Raw genomic sequence first — 19,776 nt, 5'->3', positions numbered from 1 at the left:
TGATGCCTTGGTAGGCAAAAATTCCTTAGCCTAAATTCAGAGTTGAATAAAGGTATTAGGGAAAAATTTCTATGGCAGCGAATGTTTCTAGTGATATCAACAAGATTGATAATAAGTCGCTATTAACCGGCATTCTCTTGATTGTTTTAGGGGTAATTGCGATCGCAGTGCCTACTGTATCCACAATTTTTGCAGAAACTTGGGTAGCAATCATTTTGGCTTCTGCTGGATTTGCCAAACTGTTCTACGCATATAACACCCGCCAGTCAGGTGGCTTTCTTTGGAAACTACTGTTAGGCGTACTTTACATTGCAACAGGTATCATGCTGTTGATTTACCCTTCTACGGGTATTTTCACATTGACTCTATTGCTGGGTAGCTTCTTGTTAACTGAAGGTGTTTTCGAGTTAATTCTGGCATTTAAACTGCGTCCTCAACAAAATTGGACATGGGTTTTAGGTGACGGGATTATCACATTAGTATTAGGTGCCATGATTTGGTTCCAATGGCCATTTGATGCACCTTGGGTAATTGGAACACTGCTAGGTGTTAGCATTCTATTCACTGGCGTTTCCCGGCTGATGCTGTCTTGGAATCGTTCTAATTTAAATAACCCTGACCAAGCTGCAGGAGCGGCTTAAGCCTGTGATATCTTCTAGGGTGAGCATTGCGCGGAATTTCATACTCACCCACCAAAATCACTCAAATCAAGCGATCGCACTATTTGCATGATATTAATTGAAGTGAGTGCGATCGCTTTTGATTTTTCAGACTGGTAAATTGGCAACGGTGCCAATTTTATCGCGATTATGTGCTTTCAGTAGATATGCCATATCTGGGCCAGAAGGAATAATTCCACCAGGATTTAGTGGAAAGAGGTTCCCATAATAATCTTGTTTCACACTTTCCAAATTACAAGTATCAGCTACACCCGGAAGCTGATATATATCGCTTAAGTAAGTTCCTAAATTAGGATAATCTTGAATTCTGTGGCGGTTACACTTAAATAACCCATAGTAAGCAACATCAAAGCGGAATAAAGTAGTGAACAAGCGCACATCAGCCAGCGTGACTTGGTTTCCGCAGAGGTAACGACTTGTTTGTAGTGCTGCTTCAATTTCATCCAAAGTTGTAAATAATTCATCACAAGCTTGATTGTAAGCTGCTTGAGTTTGAGCAAAACCACAGCGATATACACCGTTATTTACACTTTGATAAATTTTCTCATTCCACCAATCAATTTTCTCTTTGAGATTTTCTGGATACAAATCTATAGTTGGATTCTTAGCGAACTCGTTCAATTCGGAGTTCAGCATCACAATAATTTCTGCACTCTCGTTATTAACGATAGTCTTAGTTTGTTTGTCCCATAATACAGGAACTGTAGCGCGTCCACTGTAGCCAGGTTGAGCAGCTGCATAAAATTGAGCCAAGCTAGCGCAACCTTGTTCCTCTTCATTAAACACCCAACCGCCTGCGATGGGGGAAGGATAAACGACAGTAACGGAAATAATATCTTCAAGTCCTTTGAGTGCGCGCACAATCAGGGTACGATGTGCCCAAGGACAACTCATTCCCACATAAAGATGATAACGTCCTGCTGCTGGTGGGTAGAGGCTATCTTTATCTGTGCTAATAAAATTTCTAAACTGACTATGAGGACGAATATACTCCCCCGATTTACTTCGAGGAGCAATCTTTGACATCATCGTATGCCACATTGTTGACCAAACAAACTTACCCAGCTTGATAATTAGCTTGGGTGGTAATGATTTTCCCTTCTTTTGAGTGCGAGGAAAATCGGTTGGGGGATTTTGTACATCAGTCATAGTTAATGATTAAGGTAACCTAAAGGGATTTTATAAAATACCAAGCTTTGGATTTTCCAGAGTCTACTTGGTTATTTCGGTATTGGTAATTTTTGCATTGCTGAATCACTATATCTATAGCATTGGATAGATTTCGCTCTGTCTATAGTCTTGTGTCGGATTGTATATATATTTAAAACTAATTTTATCACTTTAGCCAGAAGGCAATATCATAGGATTTTTTTAATATAAATGTAATTTGTTTTAATGATTTAAGTAAATAAATTTTAGGACAAATATTAATTTATTTTTGGCAATGATTAAAGAATATTCAATAATTTTAGATGCTCATAAATTAATACTATGAGTGTATTTAAACTTCAATAATATAGCAGGTTTTTACAAATATTTATTTACTGTGTACTTATCATCAATGTGAGGGTTTTCCTATATGAATATACTAAGTAAAGAGCATTCGGAACGCGATAGTAACGCCCAAAATACCCCACGTAGTTTGAAGTTTCAGGATGCACTACTACTATTTTCTTTAGTGTTGATAGCTGGAATGGTCAGATTCGGTAATGTTGATGAGCCTGATACTAATAATGTGAATCGTGTTACCCAAACATCAGAAGTACTTAATGATACAGATAAATTTGTGGGAAAAAATGTCACAATTAGAAGCCAACCAGTACAGCAAGTAGGTATAACCTCCTTCACCGTTAATGATCAGCCGGGAATTATTCAAGAACCGCTTTTAATAGTTAATGCTTCAGGGGTTCCTTTTGATTTACCTGCTAATCGCAATAGAAAAATTCAAGTTACAGGACAAGTTCGCAATTTTAAAATTCCTCAAATTGAGCGAGAGTTTAATTTAAATTTACAAGACAAATACTATACATCATATATAAATAGACCTGCGATAATCGCTCAGTCTATAAGAGTCGTGCAATAAGAGACTTCTAACTAAAAAATATATTATCGCTTTTTGGTAGGGAGCAGGCAGCAGGGAGGATAATGAAAATATTCTCGGAGTATATTTGATTATTCATTTTTTGGAAGCCCATAAGAGTCAAGACTTATGATGGTTGAACAATTCAAAATCAATCACCACATCTATCAATACGCTATTCAATTAGTTTTGATGTCAAGCAAACCTGCATATTAGGACTGCGGTTGCTTGGTTCAAGGCTGTCTCTGGATTTGAAATCTACTCTTATCGACAGCCTGATTGTTCAAAATCATCTACCAATAGATAGATCATAAAAAATCTTTAGTCTAGATATTCAAACTTTACCAGCTTTCTTCCGAATGATGACAGATTCTTCGCAAGAAAGTAATTTCATTGAAACAAACAATTCCTCTGACGGATAGACTGAAATCTTTCTCAAGCCTTACAATTTTCTTCAATAGCAGAGATAACCTGCCGAAAAGCAGATTTTAGTTACCTCTAATTACTGAAAATTAGAAAAAACCTGAGGCTTAATGATGGATACAATTCGTGTAGTTTTAATTGAAGACCATGATCTAACCCGTATGGGTATGCGTACTGCTTTAAAACAACAAGAAGGAATAGAAGTAATTGGTGAGGCTAAAAATGCAAATTCAGGTTTGAAGCTACTGAATTCTCTGCAACCAGATGTAGCAATAGTAGATGTAGGCTTACCAGATATGAGTGGAGTTGAATTAACGCAAATCTTCAAAGATTCTGAAGATGCGGATTCACCTCTGCCAACTAAAATTTTAATTTTAACAATGAATGATAGTGAGGATACTGTTTTAGCCGCTTTTGCAGCTGGTGCAGATTCTTATTATATGAAAGATGCCAGCATTGAAAAATTAGCTGATGCAATTCGAGTTACTCATGAAGGTAATTCTTGGATTGATCCTGCGATTGCTCGGATTGTTTTACAGCAAAGTAATAGTGCTTATGATGAACCAAACGCTGGCTCTAAATCTTCAACTGTGACGATTAACTCTTTATCACCAGAAGAAAGCGAATTTTTACTAGCTTATCCTTTAACTACACGGGAATTAGATGTATTAAGGTTAATTGTTGACGGTTGCAGTAATGCTCAAATTGCCGAGCAACTTTACATTACAGTAGGTACAGTTAAAACTCACGTTCGTAATATTTTAAACAAGCTTTCAGTGAGTGATAGAACTCAGGTTGCAGTTCGTGCATTGCGTGCAGGATTAGTTAGCTAGTTTTTACTTTGCAATATTCGCTACAAGTTGTTTAACAAAGTAAGTTTCCAAATCTGAGCCAATAAACCCCTCCTCTATCAGAACACAGTCAGCAAAAAGGGTAAAAGGAAAACACCTTTACCCTTTTTTCTTTGATGAATCAGTCCTGTCATCTAAAATTTAAGTTAGCGCTGATGCGTTACGCTGTCGCTAACGCATCCTACGTGAACTTCAAAAATAAAATATAAGTTCTATAGATGAATTCTCCTTGATTTTGGTGGTATAAATCTCATATTTGCATAGATAAAATTAGGATTAAAAGTAAATTATTATTGATTTTTATCTATTTTATCCGGTTACGAGCTTTGCAAAATAAAATTCATTTTCAATTTAATGTATTGTTTTGATTTACAATAATTCAAAAATTAATTATTTATTAAGTATATGTGATTACAATTAATTGTAAAGGTTAATTTATAATCAAGCTGAGAAACGCTATAATGCAGCGAAATTACCAATCAATCTACAGAGAATTGGGGGAAACTTATGAGCGCTAGAATTTTTGCTTTATTGGCAATAATGACAGCTTTTGCAAGCATAGGAAACCCGGCTCAAGCACAATCATCAGGAGCATCAAACCAAAATATCGACTCATATTCAATCACTGGTGATTCTTTAACCGGAATTAATAATCGAAATGCTCAACAAGACTTTAACAGTTTTTTTGAGCAACAAAATCCCGCAACTGTTTCCAATCAAAATCAAGTAAATAATAAACTCTCTGAAGGTTTGCAGCTTCAAGAAGCCTTATCAGCACCTAACAGTTCTGTTTTCTTCGTTCCTGTTCAGTCTTTTAACGGTAATGACGGAACGCAAGTACAGTTTGATTTTGGTAATAGCCAATAAGGAGAGTTAAGGGGTAGGGATCAAGGGATAAAATTCAAAAGTTGCAATAGACGCAATTAATCGCGTCTGTAATTAAAATTCAAAAGTTATTTTTCTATTTTCCTTTTACCCAATCCCCAGTCCCTAATCCCCAACTCCTCATACCTACTCTCGCAACGCCTCAACTAATTGGTCGATTTCTGATTCTAAAGTAAAGTAATGAACGCAAGCGCGTACACAGTTGGGGTCGGCAATTTTGCGGGTGAATATTTTTTGTGATTCTAAAAGTTGCACGACTTCTGAGGTAGTTTGAGATAGTTGATTAGCTAGTTGAAATGAAATTAAACCGCTTTCAGGTGATGAAGTTCGCAAACATTTGATATTGGGTAACGCTGATAACTTACGCCACAGATATTCGCTGTTATGGCAAATTTGTTGATAACGTTCTTCTGGTGTTCCCCATTGCTGATGAATGGCGATCGCTTCCTGTAAGGCAACGTACAATGGATAATCTGATGTTGCTACTTCGTAACGTTGTCCACTTTTCTCCCAATCTACAGGCTTACTGCGCTCATCAATCACAACGCTACGCCAGCCTACAAAGGTGGGTTGTAAATTGGCTTGAACTTCTGGACGCACATACAACCCACCCACACCAGCCGGGCCACATAACCACTTGTGACCTGTAAAAGCATAAAAATCTACTCCCAATTGGGTTAAATTTAAAGGCATAGCCCCAACAGACTGGGCAGCATCAACTAAAAGTAAGGAATTGTTATTTCTGCATAATTCAGCAATTTTGTCTAGGGGTAAAAGTTGACCCGTGTTCCAGAGGATGTGACTTAAAACTACAAGGCGGGTATTTGGGCGTAAATTTTGGGAGATAACTTCTACAGGGTCGCCTACGTTTAAAGTATCCATTAGAGGACAAGTGGTAACTTCCACATTAAATCTACGCCCAATTTCCTGGGCGATCGCAATTATCCCCTGATGTTCACAATCAGATAGTAATATATGGTCGCCAGTTTGCCACTCAATACCCCACATCGCAATATTGCAACCCACAGTGACATTTTCTGTAAGAGTGATGGTTGATGGTGGTACATTCAACTCAGATGCGATCGCAGCTTTTGTGGCTTGAATAATTTTGCCAATCCAGCGTCCCACCTCATTTCCAAAAGGGCCTAGCTGTTGGATGTGCATTTGATTTTCAGAAATCGCCTTGATTGCTGCAAGGGGCATTGGCCCTTGACCGCCATAATTGAAATAAGTCTTATTTGCTAAAGCCGGAAATTGTTCTCGATGGCGATGCAAACTTTGTTGTAGGTCAGAAAGACTCATAATCAAGATTTTGGATTAAACTAGCAAAAATAACTGCTTTATACTGGGAAGCAACAGATTAGCCTAAGATTTACATACATGATTAATCGTTGTGCATCATTGCACGCCACCCAAAGGAATTATAGTTATTTGACAGACTTACAGAAAATAGGAATTCTTGTTAGCTTAAAGGAATGTTAATTAATGCCGATCTGTTACTGCAATATCAACGCTGTAAGCGCCGCCCTTTTTTAGATAGTCACGGTGATAAAAGCCAGCGAGATACTCCCAATGAGTTGCTGCTAAAACTCCAACAAGACAAAATCGCTTATCAAAAGAATATCTTGGCTAACTTGGCTTATGAGCGGCCAGAATATCCTCAAGGAAATTTGAAAGCGGGGCAAGCGGCAACCTTAGAATTAATGCAGCGTGGTGTTGACTACATTCATCGAGGTATATTGTTAGTCAATTACGACCAGTGGGAAGATAGAGAACCCCACAATCAACAATATACCTTGCTCAGTCGCCCAGATTTACTTGTAAAGCATCCTGGAGAATCTCGTTTTGGAGATTGGATGTATGTTCCGGCGAGTATGGAAATGGGTAAACGCCCAAAGCAGGAATATCAAGTGGGAGTTGCATTTCATGCTCAAGTTTTGGCGATGGTGCAGGGAGTTGCACCCCCAATCGGGCTGCTAAAATTACGTACTAAAGAAACTACTTATCCAGTAGATTTACTGAAATGGTCGCCCCAAATGCAGTTGATTTTGGCGGAGTTAATTCAAGCGCTAGAGTCACAAGAAGGGCCAGAAGTATTCATCTCTCGCCAAAAATGCAATCTTTGCCACTGGCATAGTCAATGTTATGCGATCGCGCAATCAGAAAAACACCTGTCACTGTTACCAGGAGTTTCACCCCTACGCTATACTCAACTGCAATCACTTTCCCTGACTAGCTTAGAATCGCTGGCTAGTACTAGCCCCAGTGTCTTAGAAAATCTGCCTGGTTTTGACAATCAAGTTGCACACAAACTGGTAATTCAAGCGCAATCGGTAGTGCAAAATCGTCCGTTTATCTTACCTTATACCCTACCAATCGAAAATATTACCTTCACGGCTCCAATTGAAATTTACTTTGATATTGAGGCACAACCAGATTTAAATTTGGATTATTTATTAGGGGTATTGGTAGTTAATCGGCAAACTAACACAGAACAATTTTATTCTTTGTTAGCCACAAAACCAGAAGACGAAGGCTTAGTTTGGCAGCAGTTTTTAGATTTAGTTGGGCAATATCCCGAAGCACCAATTTATCATTTTTGCGCCTACGAATTTGATACAGTTAAGCGGCTAGCAAAACTGTACCAAACGCCTTATGCTTCAGTACGCCCGGTATTAAATCGGTTTGTGGATCTGTATGAGCAATTAACTCAAAGTGTAGCCTTACCAATTGAAAGCTATGCCCTAAAAGCAATTGCCCGTTGGTTAGGGTTTGAATGGCGTGATAAAGAAGCTAGCGGTGCTAAATGTATTTACTGGTACGATCAGTGGTTAGAAACAGGCGATCGCAATTTTTTGGAAATGATCCAACGCTATAACGAAGATGATTGCCGTGCTACCTATAATGTCAAAAACTGGCTCGTGAAATTCTTCCTAGAAGAATACTATTTGCGTCCAGCTTAAATTAAATAATTACTAATTCGTAATTCGTAATTCGTAATTAAAATTTTACTATTTCACCTAGATGATAATATCGCAGTCGTTTAACTAAAACCAATTTGAAAAAAGAATACGACAGATTGTAGGGGCAAGGCATTGCCCCTACGTGTCAACTTAACGTGAAACCCGCTCTTGTGCAAGGTTTCGCCCTCACCCCCAGCCCCTCTCCCACAGGGAGAAGGGAGCCAGAGATTTAGTTCCCCTTCTCCCCCTGGACTATCCATTAGTCACATCTTTCTTAATATTTAACCCTTACCCTTTCACCTTTTCTCCAAACCAAATTAAGAGTTGAAAATCCTTAACCGAGCAGTATTGCCACCTTATTTACCTCAAATAAGCTTGAGTTAGGTTGGTTTGCGATCGCACTATTTCACGACCGGGACATTGAGATAATAATTAAACCTGTCTCGGAGTTGATCAATTGTGAGATTTTGAGTCCAATACTCTACTAAAGCATGACCAAAAGCCCAGACATCGCTGGTATTTGTATTTTCCAACAGCAAGGGCCAAAGGGCTAGTAAATCAAAGCTGGGCTTGCCAGAGTTATCTGTATTCAAGAGTGAAAATAAATCATAAGCCATTTGCAGCTTACCAATGACAACAGGTAACTGTTCAACCGGAATTTTTTCTGCTAGCAAGTATGCCAGAGTGGGCGATCCAGTTGATAGGGTAGAAATGAACTGCAGAACCGGACTTTTGAGCAGCGATGTCAGTCCTTGAGTTGTCGCCATCTGGAAGGTGTAATTATCGATTATTTTGGCAGCAGCGACAGTACGGGCTTCTAAATTACGTAAAAAGCGCGCTAGACGCAGTTGTTTTGCAGGTGCGATCGCTTCTACTAATCCTAAAGATAAGGCTTCGATTCCCCAAGCTGCGCGATTGGTTTTGCGATCGCTAGTTACCACAGGTAAAACTAACTTAGAGAAATCCCCCAACAATTGCGCCCGATACTGTGTAGCTTCCCGAATCGAAATTTCCTTCGGGCGATCGCCCCATTCCCAATCATAGGGGGGTTGCCATTCGCGCATGGGACGCAGACGATCAACTTGGGTAACTATAGTAATTACAGGCAAATCTGCAACTTCCGCCTGCATATCCTTGAGAAAATCCACATCCATTTGCAAAGCTGGATCTAGCGCAGGGGTGACTAATAATAGTAAATCTGCCTTGGTTGCATAGTCCAAAACTAAGTCGCGAAAATCGCTGCGGTTGGCTTGTTCATAGCCTGGAGTATCCCAAAGTGTCAGGGTTTCTTTACTGTCAGTCTGCCATTGATAATTCTGAATTTGATCGGTACTAGGTAACACATCAACAGCAGCTAGTTCTGATTGAAATAAGGTGTTTATCAAGCTGCTTTTTCCCGAACCTGTGCGCCCTACCAGCAGAATATTCACAGGTTTTACCGCAACCGCGTCAGCTGGTTCTGCTTGAGAGAGGATTTCCCGGAGAGTTTGAGTTTTCGCCTTGGGTAATGCGGGGGTTGTAGTTGGGGCGGAAAATTCTGCAGTTGGTAAAGTACTACCACTATAAAGTGCGATCGCTTGTCTGCACAAATTCCGTAAAGCTGCTTCCCGCAGCATTTGGCTTAAATTCACCAGCAATTGCTGATTTGCTTGGCTGGTAGAACGCTGACTAGCTTTTTTAGCAAAAGCCGCCGCCGGATTTAATAGCCATTGCGCCCAATTCCAAGCTTGCCAGAGTTTACGGGCGGATGGTTCTAATTTGCGGTAAACTTCATAAGCTTGATAAGCTTGCCCAACTGTCACCTGATTTAAAGCAGGTGATAGCCTTTGTATCCATTGATCCAAATCATCAACTGTTCCCCGAATTAACCCGTAAGCTTGGGTAACGTAAATATTTAAGAGGGGATATTTAACCTCAGGATGGTAGATATGAGCGATCGCCACTACCAAATTTTGACATCGCATCCAGAAAGTTGACCAATCTTCCCAAATCGGGCGATCGCTTTGTGCGGCTTGTAAAATTTCCGTTAAAACTGCTTGGGCTTGAGTGGTAGCGTCATTTCCGGCTGGTAATTGGTTAGAATCTATTGTTGCGGCTAATTCCTCGTTAACTTCTGCCAATACCGCTTCTAATTGTTCCACCTCTGGACGAGTCCATTTAACTAGCAACCAACGCCAGCCCACAAATATCAGCGTAAACACAGCCCAAATCCAACTCAGCCCCCATGCATGAATTTGGGAACCAGCAGCTACTAGTAAGAAAGTCACAATCAAAGCGATTGGCGCTGCTAGGACTACCCATTGCCACAGTTTTAAACGCACCATGATCTAATATCTACCTGGAATACGACTCTTATAATGCTATTGTCGATCTAATAATATTGTTGTGGGTGATTGTCTTTAAAAGAACATCCATCATGGATACTAATATCATCAAATTATCAGAACGCCAAAAAGAATTTTCCAGGGAGATGAAAATCTGATCGAGGAGCATTTACGAGCATCTGCTGCTCAAATCCGAGCCACTTATATTAAGAAACCAATACTTCATCAGCCATTCTTAAAGATTACAAATAATGTAGCGGTTGCTGAAATATATATTCAAGGGAATGTAGTTTTTCAGAAAGGGGGAACATCTCACTATAAGAGTCCAATTCCCAAACCGAAGCCAAAGTCAGAAGGCGGTCAATTTGAGCCAGCAATTGACTCACGTACCAATCGCCTGATGGATACTGATGCTGAATACAAAGTCTTATCCGCAATTGCAGATGCTCTTGAGATGCACTACGATCTTCAAGTAGAGGGTGAATTATATCTTTATACGGAACGACAACCTTGTGAAAGTTGTAACAATGTTCTCAGGCAGTTTGAGGAAAAATTTCCCAATATCAAGATAACAGTATTTTGGGACTATCCATATTCTCCCTGAATCAATTTAAAACTCTTCTATAAGTATCTACATATGTAAATAGTTTGAAGTTATTGATTGATTTATTAAAGTATTAAAATTGAGAAACTCTCTAACTATGAAATTCCATTTACATAATTCTATACCTCAAGATTTACGTGTTTTATATAACAAAATAAAACACGAACATTACGAAGAGCTATATGAGTCAGAAACAGGGGAAACAGCTTCGCTTCAAGATACTTTAAATAAAGTTATACAAGCACTTCGCAGCAGCGATCAAACAGTTACTCACCTTCGCTATCTCTGGATGACGCTTATCTTAACTCTAGCAGTACAGCCGACATTAGAATATTATCAACCAGGAAATTCTTTACCAAAAAATATCATTGATTTATTGACTGTATCGCTACGTAATAATATTCAGGGCAAGATGAATATTCCTAAGAATATTATTGATAGATTAATTAATATTTTATTTAGAGAAAGCAATTTATATTCAGATAAAGAGGTAGAAAGTTCCCAAATAATTAGTGAAGCAATAGACGTTTTTTATCAGGCAATTCTGGTTATTAATTATGAGCAATCAGTAGAAGGAATTTTAGAAATATTATATGATTGCTTAGAAGGTTACGCAATTTTTCCAGGTTCTTATGGTAGGCGTGATTTGTTTGATTGGTGGCTATTAGATGTTGTAAGAGCAAGTTGCAACTTAATACCCCCTGAAAATGTTTATGTAGTAGAAAGTTTACAAAATCACAAAAAGATTCAATTTCGTCAGAATAGTTTAATTAAGAAAATCAGCAATGATCTGAGCTTTTCTCTAATAGAGGAAATTCAATTAATTAGTAAAGAAGCTAGAGGTATGCAAGGTATGACAGACCTCAGCAAGATAATTGCCAGTAACCCAGGAATTTGTGGTGGTCGCCCGCGAATTGCCGGACAAAGGATTACAGTTCATAATATTGCAATAGACTTTAATGCAGGTATGAAGCCGGAAGATATTGTTGCACAAAGACCACAGCTAACGTTAGCACAAGTTTATGCAGCCCTGACTTACTATTATTGTAATCAAGAACTCATCGACGCAGAAATTGCGGCAGACTTTGAATACTTTAACCATTTAGAAGCTAAATATCAGACACACTCCAGTGACATAAATGTACTTGAAACGGCTGCGAGTATAGACAAAAATAAAAGCGATCGCACCCAGTAAAAATGCGATCGCTAATTTTAAATCAAGGAGTGAAAGTTATTCAGCCGCAACAGGTTCTAACAATTTGATGTTAGAGAAGATAAATTCTTGAGTTGTGATTTCCCCTGCTGTCTCGGTTTTAATCTCCCGACGATTGAGGATAAAATATTTACCTACTTTTTCGTATTCATCAGTAAATTCACTTCTGCCTCCCTTTTGTTGTCCGCTTGCGGGGTCATGGTAAACAGAATCGTAGGTGTGAGACAAGTAACCCTCACCAGTTTGGTGACTGCTAAAGGTGTCAATTGTCACAAAAGTACCGTGAATGAGACGATGAACATGGCTCACCTCATTGTTGCGGACTTTGTATTTATCGCCCTCAGCTTTACCACCAACTAAAATCTCAACCGCGCCATTTTCCTCTGTACCGCCATAGCTAAAGCTATTTGCGCCGTGGGTATCTTCAAAGGAACGACGGACGCGGTGAATTGCTATTTCCCAAGCTTGATGGTGAATCGCTTGCTTGGCTTCTTCATTTTCTACATCTGATACTTCCGCCTTCAAGTTGGCGTTGACAATGACTTTAGCTGTAGTAACTTGCCCATCATGTTTAAAGGTGATGTCAGCAGTGTACCCAGGAAAATCCTTGTCCCAAGTGTAACGATTTTCATAAGCAGCCCGGAAAAGTTCCTGAGCAGAAATTTGTGTAACAGTCATGGTTTCACCTATAAACAGTAGTGATATTAGCGTTTTATCTTTGCTTGGTATTAGCATAGAGTTAATTGTTAAGCCCCGCATAGTCCCCAACTGGGTACACTTATGGCTAATTCTCTTCATGCTGCATTTGCTGCGATCGCCAATGTCCGTAATGAGCAAGAGCTAAAACTCGCACTCATGGATAAAATTGGTGAACATTTTGGCGTGCAACATTGGGGTATCAATCTCATAGATGACCAGTCACAGACTGAGATTGATGTTCCTGCTATTCCCACAGTTTGCCTACAAGGTAATCCCATCGGACGCTATGTAGTTGAGCGTCATGCACCTGCTCATGAGCAGTTAATCCTATCTCCAGAAGATTGGAAAGATATTTGCCCCCGCCACGATCACGAACACGTGATGACTGGCCCCATTATCTGCGATGGTCGTCTTGTAGGCACCCTCAACTTAGCTCGTGCTAAAGGTAGCCCAGCTTTTGACGGTAACGATTTAGCCGATTTAAGTGCCTTGTGTATTCACATTTCAGCAAAACTTGCTACCTTGCGGGCGAAACCAAAAACCATCAAATCCTCCGTACCTAATCCACTTACACCGCGCGAGTTAGAAATTGCCGAATTAGTTGCTCAAGGCTTAACCAATTCAGAAATCGCCGCTAGGCTTTGGATTACTCACAATTCTGTCAAGCAAGCTTTAAAAAGAATGTTCCGTAAGCTTGGGGTATCAGCACGCAGCGAGATGGTAGCGAAGCTGCATTCAACAATAGTTTCTAATTCGTAGTTCGTAATTCGTAATTCGTAATACCCTGCGGGAAGCCCTCCGGGTTCAGCAGTTGCTTCAAGTCGGGGAACCCGCCCAACGCACTGCTTCACCGCTACGCGTCTACGTAATTACACTAAACCAAGCAACTTAGTGGTTTCTTTTGTTTGTTCTAGGGATGCTGTAATTAGCTGTTCACCTAATTTCTGAACTTGCTGAACTAAAGCCTCACCAGCATTCTCTGGTGAGCCAACATTAAACGGTGGTGCGGGATTATACTCAAGCAATAATTGAATGAGTTTAGCTGTGTCTTCACCGCACAGATGAGCAGCAATTACCAATCCAAAATCAATCCCAGCCGTCACACCACCGCCTGTAATGCGGTTGCGGTCAATTACTACTCTTTCATTAACTACCTCAACCCCCAAAAGCGCTAACTGATCGCGAAACGCCCAATGCGAAGTAGCACGATAGCCTTGCAGCAATCCAGCCGCCGCCAAAATTAAGGAGCCAGTACAAACTGATGTAATATATTTTGCTGTTTTCCCTTGATTTTGCAGAAACTCTAACACTTCCGCATCTCTCATCATTTCCACCTGTCCCGGCCCGCCTGGTACACAGATAACATCCAATTGTGGAGAGTCAGCAAAAGTAGTATTTGGCAAAATCGTCAGATTATCGCTACTAGTGACTGGCTCTAGATTTTTCCATAAGCAATAAACTTTACTATTTGGCAAAAAACTAAAGACTTGTTGCGGCCCAGTGATATCTAATTGCGTCATGCCAGGATAAATCACTAGACCAATGTTGTACTCTGCTGCATTACTCATAATTCTAATTTCTCTATACTTTCGTGTTGGGATTCACTGCTAGAGTAAGATTGATTACTTAGCTGTGCCTAGTCCTCGATCGAGTACACTTTGTTGAGAGAAAATGGCTAATTTGCAAAGTTTATTTCATGCTATGGCTACCGCCAATGATGAACGTCAATTGCGGCTAGCTTTCATGGATAACGTTGGAGAGCATTTTGGCGTGCAGCGTTGGGGTATTTACCTTACCGATGAGCAATCTCGGCTAGCGAGTGTTGATGTTTCTGGTGTTCCTGAATCCTTAGTAGAGCGCTATGAGCAAGTAGGTAGAGCTGTAGATCCAGTTATGCGCTACGTTGTTGAGCGTCACGCACCAGCCCATGAAGAATTAGTCTTACCCCCAGGTGGTTGGAAGCAATGCGATTTGTACCAGAATTGTTGCGCCTACTACGACCACGAACACATCATGACAGGCCCTATTGTCGGTGCTGGTCAATTAATTGGCACAGTTCACTTTGCCCGTGTTGGTCATACACCTGCTTTTAGCAGCGATCATCTGGCTGATTTAAGTGCCTTATGTCTTCATCTATCAGCTTGTTTGGCAATGATAAAGCGATCGCCACAACAATTCAACTCACCGCTAGCGCATCGCCTCACCCCCCGCGAACGGCAAATAGTTGAATTAGTAGCACAGGGCTTAACTAACGCTGAAATTGGTGCAAAACTTTGGATTACAGAAAATTCCGTTAAGCAAGCTCTCAAAAGGATATTTCGCAAATTAGAAGTTGTTAACCGTGCCGAAATGGTAGCGCGCTCTCAAAATGTTTTGACTGCATAGAGGATTGTTTTTATGACCCGCCCTCGCATTCTGCAACCAGGTACAAGCTATACATTTAGTAAATATTTTGAATTGCCCTATGCCCCAGCTGACATCCTTGCAGAATTTAATTGTACTTATGAACGTAAGCGGCTGGAGTTACCAAAATATGCAGGTGAACTTAAGTGTTTAGATTTTTTGAGTCGTTACTTGCCAAGAAATTTAGCCTACGTTAACCCCATCAGCGAAATGGCAAGAAGAGAGGTATTAATTGCCCCTACATTATTAGAAATTTGTGCCGAAACTCAAACCCAATTAAATATTGAATATCCGATAAATATTAACGAGCAGCTAAAAGGTAGCTTTGATTATTACATAAATAGTAATAGCAGTAATAGCCATACAGGAATGCTAGTAGTTGAAGCTAAACAATCAGATTTAGGTCGGGGATTTACGCAATTAGCAGTAGAATTAATAGCCCTTGACCAGTGGATACAATCAGAAACACCCCTGCTTTACGGCGCTGTTACTACAGGAGAGGATTGGCGATTTGGGATATTTAACCGTCAACAAAAATTAATTTCTCAAGACTTAAAACTTTATCGCGTTCCTGAAGAATTAGAGGAATTATTACGCGTTATTATAGGAATTATTGTTACCCCTACTGAAGATAGGGCGTAGGGTATTTTGATATAATCCTACACCCAAGAGATAACAATAGAGAGGTATTAAGACCTTTGTGCTACACTCACGCCTTCAACTTTCGCAGGTATGATTATGCCATAGTAAATGGCTGCGATCGCAGCTAGAGCATTGACCCAAATATTATTACCAAAAAGTGGCATGAACCCAAATGAGGTTTTAGCAAATGGCAACAATCCCATGATTGCCAAGACAATATAAGCTATTGCAAAACCACGATTGAAAATCCGGGAACTGCTAGCACTGATAAAAGAAGCAATCCCCCATAAACCTACGGCACATCGCACTATGTTATGCAAGAAATTAGTAGGAAATAGTCCAAATATATAGCCAAATCCCGCAGAATACGCATTAGTAGATTCATTAAGTGGGATATAAGACATGTGAGTTCCTGGTATTGAAACTAAAGCTGGGATAAATCCAGCTAAACCTAACAGTAAATAGATAATTCCAATACCCAAAGCACAGTAACGCTCTGCCATTTTTGCCGCGTTGGTATTTTCCATATTCTCTTTTACCTCAAAATCCTGAAATTATTCACAGAATCTAATCCGCTAATGCAATATCACTCAGCTAACGGAATTGAGAAAATTAACTGTATTTCTATTAATACCGTTGCTTTGCAATATCTAACACTTACTATTCAACTTAAATTTTGTTAGCTTCACTCTATCGAAAGGAGGGATTAAAATTAGAGATTAGAGTATTTACTTGTTATCAATAGATATATAAAATCTAGCTGTTACTTAAATCATTATAATTGTGAATTAGCACTCGCATTCTTAAAGCTGAAATTCCTAAAATTTACTCTATCTAAGGAATTAAATATTTACAGACATCAACTTTAAAAAAGTAGTATTGTTTGAAATGTATGGAAATATTTGATAGTAAATATTGCTAATCTAAAATCCAAAATTAAATCCCCTCTCCTAAAATTAGAAGAGGGGATAAAGGTGAGATTATGCCGGATAAATCCTTAGGCGGCGATTTGGTTCCTCACCAAAACTATGAGACTTGAGTCGATAATGTTCTACCAACTCATGTTGCATTTTGCGGACTTGGGGAGAACGAGGTAGTAACTCCACTGGTTGTCCTTTGGGAATGACTATCTGCTCAACAGCGAGTCTAGCTTCTTCCAAAGCATCCATTTCGTCATCACTACCACTGTGCAATAACAGTTGCAGATCTCGATCATCAGCAATTTCTGGATCGTCAATGTTCAGCAACCGCCGTAAAGCACGGGTAATTTGGGGGATAGTGCTGGACTTAATCATGTGGATGGGCACATGACGCGCTTTTGCCATTTGCCTTAATTTGGCGTGATTTTTGACGTGCGATCGCAGTGCCAAAATTGCATCAGCACTATCGATATCTTTTGTCAATACCACTGGCAAAGTGAGTACGCTAATTACCTGCTCTAGTTGATGACGGCTAACACCATAGGGGTAAACGTGCAGTGGCAAATCTTCGCCGTTTGGCCCTGGTTGTCTGCTGCTAAGGTCAACAGCCTCGGAGTAATTAAACGATTCATCCAGCAAGCGGTCGAACTCACTGCGTCCTGTGACTCTTTCCCGTTCTACAGATATGGGTGGTAAGGCTACCATCTGTCCTGACGAACGCCAGCCATTAGAGGTGCGTGAGCTAGCAAAGGAGTCTTCCGCAGTTGCTTGCTGTCCGCCACGACCATTGACTACTGACAACTGGCGGGTAATTGCTACCTTGCCATTGTCGTCAACTGTTCTGGTTTGTGGACTAGGCTGGCGACCCCGCAGAAGAGTATCTACTGTATCAGCAACACTTTCGTGTACTACCCAGCGTTGCCGTTCTAACATTTCCACAGCAATCTCAAAGGTAGGAGGGGCTTTGCGTTCCAAAACAGTCTTTTGACTGCCCCTGCGTCTAGCTTCGTCATCTCCTAATGTCACCGCTTGGATACCCCCCACTAAATCAGAAAGGGTGGGGTTTTTAATCAGGTTTTCTATTTGGTTCCCATGAGCAGTACCTACCAGTTGTACACCTCGTTCCGCAATGGTACGAGCTGCCAAGGCTTCCAGTTCTGTGCCAATTTCATCAATGACGATGACTTCTGGCATATGGTTTTCTACTGCTTCAATCATGACTTGATGCTGAAGCTCTGGATGAGCTACTTGCATCCTTCTGGCGCGACCAATAGCAGGGTGGGCAACATCACCATCCCCAGCGATTTCATTGGAGGTGTCGATAATTACTACTCGTTTATTGAGTTCATCTGCCAAAACCCGGGCAATTTCCCGTAAGGCAGTTGTTTTACCGACCCCTGGTCGCCCCAGCATCAGAATCGATTTACCAGTTTCTACCAAATCGCGAATCATACCAATGGTGCCGAATACTGCTCGACCCACGCGACAGGTCAAGCCAATAATCTTGCCAGTACGATTGCGAATGGCGCTGATCCGGTGCAATGTTTGCTCGATTCCTGCCCGATTATCTCCGCCAAAGGTTCCAACTCGCTGAATGCAATCATCTATTTGTTCTTGAGTGACAGGCTTCTCGCTCAGATACTCAGCTTGATTAGGAAAGCGAGCCTCTGGGCGACGGCCCAGATCCAAGACCACTTCTACTAAAAAGTCTCGCTTGGGATGATTATCTAGTACTTGTCGCAGGTCTTGGGGCAAAATGTCTAACAACTTTTGGAGATCGTCTGTAATCGTCATGCTTTACTATGGTGACGTTTTTAGAGATAACGAACGAGCGATTAGCGCTCCTGTTGTGACTTGAGCTGGGAAACGAGAGAATGGGCAAGCTCTACAGCCTGCCAGAGTAGTACATCGTCCTCTTCCAGGCGGATAGTCGCCTTAACATTGGTTTTACTCACCTCCTTATTTTCTAACTGTTCCAAAATTGGTGACAGCAGTACACGGGCGTAGCTACCATAGGCCACCCCAGCAATTTTGGATTTTGGATTTCGGATTTTGGATTTTAAATTGGAATCTTCCAATCCAAAATCTAAAATCGGCAATCTAAAATCGTTTAGCAGTTCCATTGCTTTTAACTTGGCAACAGTGTAGCTATTAGTGCCACCTGCTAACTGCACATATCCTGGTAACTTAGCTGCCAAAACTTTTTGTCCTAATTTCACCGCTGCTAAAGTCGTACCATCTCCTATATCTCCACTCATCGGCCGACCATCAGTTTGCCAAATTAAGGCATGGGGTCGCGGGTGCATTAGGTCATATATTGCTTTTAGGTAATCAATCATGCCTTCGCCGTCGGGACAGCTGATCGCTACTAACTTTAATTGCGCTACCCAAGGTGAAATTGCTTGCCATAGACGTTGAAACTCGGCTAACCGCCCTACTTGTGTATGAATTTCTACGGCATCTACTCCTGTTGACATTACTAATGGTGCGATCGCCCCCGGCGTTGTCATATATGAGCTTGTATAAATTATATCATAAGGACAAATAGGGATGCAACGACCACAGCCGTAGCACTTTTGGGATACGACACCTGAGTAGTTATCTTTTATACCATTAAAAACAATTGCTTGTGCTGGACAAATGCTTTCACAAGGTCTATGGCAATCTTGGGGACACTTCAGAGGATTAAATTCTGCCTTACGAAAATGTGGGTCTTCACCATCATTTAGGCTGACCATCAAAAATGGTAAGTTTCCTTGGGATTTAAAACCCCGCTTTTGAGCTTCACCAGATAGGGTTTTGGCTACTTGCAGCGCTTCTTGTGCTGCAGCAATCACCGCTGGATCAGCTGCCACATCTATACAGTCAGCGCCCGCCAAAGTGTAGGCTAATGTTAAACTTCTGACCGCAGGCAGATGCTGGAAACTGGCTCCACAGATGAGCTTGAACCAGCGACCTTCTTTGAGAGATTGTAAAGGGGCAAACAGATCAGTCACATTTCTATTATGCTTTTACGGGACTAAAAAATGTAGTCCCTTATAGGTAAAAAGTCGCGATTTCTTTATATTTTCATTTGGGGACTGGGGATT

18 protein-coding genes are annotated in these 19,776 nt (G+C 40.6%); 10 read left to right on the top strand and 8 right to left on the bottom strand.

The annotated features are described in order from the left end of the window. The first annotated feature begins 71 nt into the window (after positions 1-71). Entirely contained in the window at positions 72-641 is a 570-nt protein-coding gene (locus tag HG267_RS10520; RefSeq protein ID WP_045869548.1) for an HdeD family acid-resistance protein, read from the top strand. A 126-nt stretch (positions 642-767) separates the two neighbouring features. Here the strand turns inward: HG267_RS10520 and HG267_RS10515 are convergent, their stop codons facing one another. After that, entirely contained in the window at positions 768-1,829 is a 1,062-nt protein-coding gene (locus HG267_RS10515; protein WP_045869547.1) for a glutathione S-transferase family protein, read from the bottom strand. A gap of 430 nt (positions 1,830-2,259) precedes the next feature. Here HG267_RS10515 and HG267_RS10510 point away from each other — a divergent pair, with 430 nt between their 5' ends. From HG267_RS10510 to HG267_RS10500, 3 genes are all read left to right on the top strand, one after another. After that, complete coding sequence (locus HG267_RS10510) at positions 2,260-2,763, top strand: hypothetical protein (protein WP_096622064.1); 504 nt, start codon at positions 2,260-2,262, stop codon at positions 2,761-2,763. Between the two features lie 533 nt (positions 2,764-3,296). Then, a complete protein-coding gene (locus tag HG267_RS10505) occupies positions 3,297-4,016 on the top strand; it encodes a response regulator (protein WP_045869546.1) in 720 nt (239 codons plus the stop codon). Positions 4,017-4,541: 525 nt separating this feature from the next. Next, the gene (locus HG267_RS10500; RefSeq protein ID WP_045869545.1) at positions 4,542-4,901 is read left to right on the top strand and encodes a hypothetical protein; all 360 of its coding nucleotides are present in this window, start codon (positions 4,542-4,544) and stop codon (positions 4,899-4,901) included. Between the two features lie 144 nt (positions 4,902-5,045). Here the strand turns inward: HG267_RS10500 and HG267_RS10495 are convergent, their stop codons facing one another. Then, positions 5,046-6,221: an aminotransferase class V-fold PLP-dependent enzyme gene (locus tag HG267_RS10495; protein WP_045869544.1), complete on the bottom strand. Its 1,176-nt coding sequence runs from the start codon at positions 6,219-6,221 to the stop codon at positions 5,046-5,048. Between the two features lie 173 nt (positions 6,222-6,394). Here HG267_RS10495 and HG267_RS10490 point away from each other — a divergent pair, with 173 nt between their 5' ends. Then, complete coding sequence (locus tag HG267_RS10490) at positions 6,395-7,882, top strand: TM0106 family RecB-like putative nuclease (protein WP_045869543.1); 1,488 nt, start codon at positions 6,395-6,397, stop codon at positions 7,880-7,882. Positions 7,883-8,283: 401 nt separating this feature from the next. On the opposite strand, the gene HG267_RS10485 is transcribed toward HG267_RS10490, so the two are convergent. After that, positions 8,284-10,206, bottom strand: coding sequence for a GTPase family protein (locus HG267_RS10485; RefSeq protein ID WP_045869542.1), 1,923 nt, complete (start codon positions 10,204-10,206; stop codon positions 8,284-8,286). Positions 10,207-10,606: 400 nt separating this feature from the next. On the opposite strand from HG267_RS10485, the gene HG267_RS10480 reads away from it, so the two are divergent. After that, positions 10,607-10,810, top strand: coding sequence for a deaminase domain-containing protein (locus HG267_RS10480; RefSeq protein ID WP_228045604.1), 204 nt, complete (start codon positions 10,607-10,609; stop codon positions 10,808-10,810). A 97-nt stretch (positions 10,811-10,907) separates the two neighbouring features. After that, on the top strand, positions 10,908-12,005 hold the full coding sequence (locus HG267_RS10475; protein ID WP_063749819.1) for a DUF433 domain-containing protein: 1,098 nt from the start codon (positions 10,908-10,910) through the stop codon (positions 12,003-12,005). Positions 12,006-12,041: 36 nt separating this feature from the next. Here HG267_RS10475 and HG267_RS10470 read toward each other — a convergent pair whose 3' ends face one another. Continuing rightward, positions 12,042-12,701, bottom strand: coding sequence for a DUF3386 domain-containing protein (locus HG267_RS10470; protein WP_045869701.1), 660 nt, complete (start codon positions 12,699-12,701; stop codon positions 12,042-12,044). Between the two features lie 102 nt (positions 12,702-12,803). Between HG267_RS10470 and HG267_RS10465 the strand changes: the two genes are divergently transcribed. Next, positions 12,804-13,481 carry a LuxR C-terminal-related transcriptional regulator gene (locus tag HG267_RS10465; RefSeq protein WP_045869540.1) on the top strand — a complete coding sequence of 226 codons (678 nt, stop codon included), beginning with the start codon at positions 12,804-12,806 and terminating at the stop codon, positions 13,479-13,481. A 110-nt stretch (positions 13,482-13,591) separates the two neighbouring features. Here HG267_RS10465 and HG267_RS10460 read toward each other — a convergent pair whose 3' ends face one another. Further along, the gene (locus tag HG267_RS10460) at positions 13,592-14,290 is read right to left on the bottom strand and encodes a DJ-1/PfpI family protein (protein WP_045869539.1); all 699 of its coding nucleotides are present in this window, start codon (positions 14,288-14,290) and stop codon (positions 13,592-13,594) included. Between the two features lie 103 nt (positions 14,291-14,393). Between HG267_RS10460 and HG267_RS10455 the strand changes: the two genes are divergently transcribed. Further along, positions 14,394-15,107, top strand: a complete 714-nt coding sequence (locus HG267_RS10455; protein ID WP_045869538.1) for a LuxR C-terminal-related transcriptional regulator — start codon at positions 14,394-14,396, stop codon at positions 15,105-15,107. 12 nt (positions 15,108-15,119) lie between these two features. Continuing rightward, positions 15,120-15,767 carry a hypothetical protein gene (locus HG267_RS10450; RefSeq protein WP_045869537.1) on the top strand — a complete coding sequence of 216 codons (648 nt, stop codon included), beginning with the start codon at positions 15,120-15,122 and terminating at the stop codon, positions 15,765-15,767. Positions 15,768-15,814: 47 nt separating this feature from the next. Here HG267_RS10450 and HG267_RS10445 read toward each other — a convergent pair whose 3' ends face one another. The 3 genes from HG267_RS10445 to ldpA form a co-directional block, all read right to left on the bottom strand. Next, positions 15,815-16,294, bottom strand: coding sequence for a DUF4383 domain-containing protein (locus tag HG267_RS10445; RefSeq protein ID WP_045869536.1), 480 nt, complete (start codon positions 16,292-16,294; stop codon positions 15,815-15,817). A 453-nt stretch (positions 16,295-16,747) separates the two neighbouring features. Then, positions 16,748-18,481 (bottom strand): R3H domain-containing nucleic acid-binding protein, encoded by a 1,734-nt coding sequence (locus HG267_RS10440; RefSeq protein ID WP_045869535.1) that lies wholly within the window; start codon positions 18,479-18,481, stop codon positions 16,748-16,750. Positions 18,482-18,522: 41 nt separating this feature from the next. Beyond that, positions 18,523-19,683, bottom strand: coding sequence for a circadian clock protein LdpA (gene ldpA / locus HG267_RS10435; RefSeq protein WP_045869534.1), 1,161 nt, complete (start codon positions 19,681-19,683; stop codon positions 18,523-18,525). Between the last annotated feature and the right edge of the window lie 93 nt (positions 19,684-19,776).

The organism is Tolypothrix sp. PCC 7601, from assembly GCF_025677855.1.
In the GTDB taxonomy this organism is placed as follows: domain Bacteria; phylum Cyanobacteriota; class Cyanobacteriia; order Cyanobacteriales; family Nostocaceae; genus Aulosira; species Aulosira diplosiphon.
The sequence above is the reverse complement of the archived record's forward strand: the minus strand, read 5'-3'. Positions and strand labels throughout refer to the sequence as shown.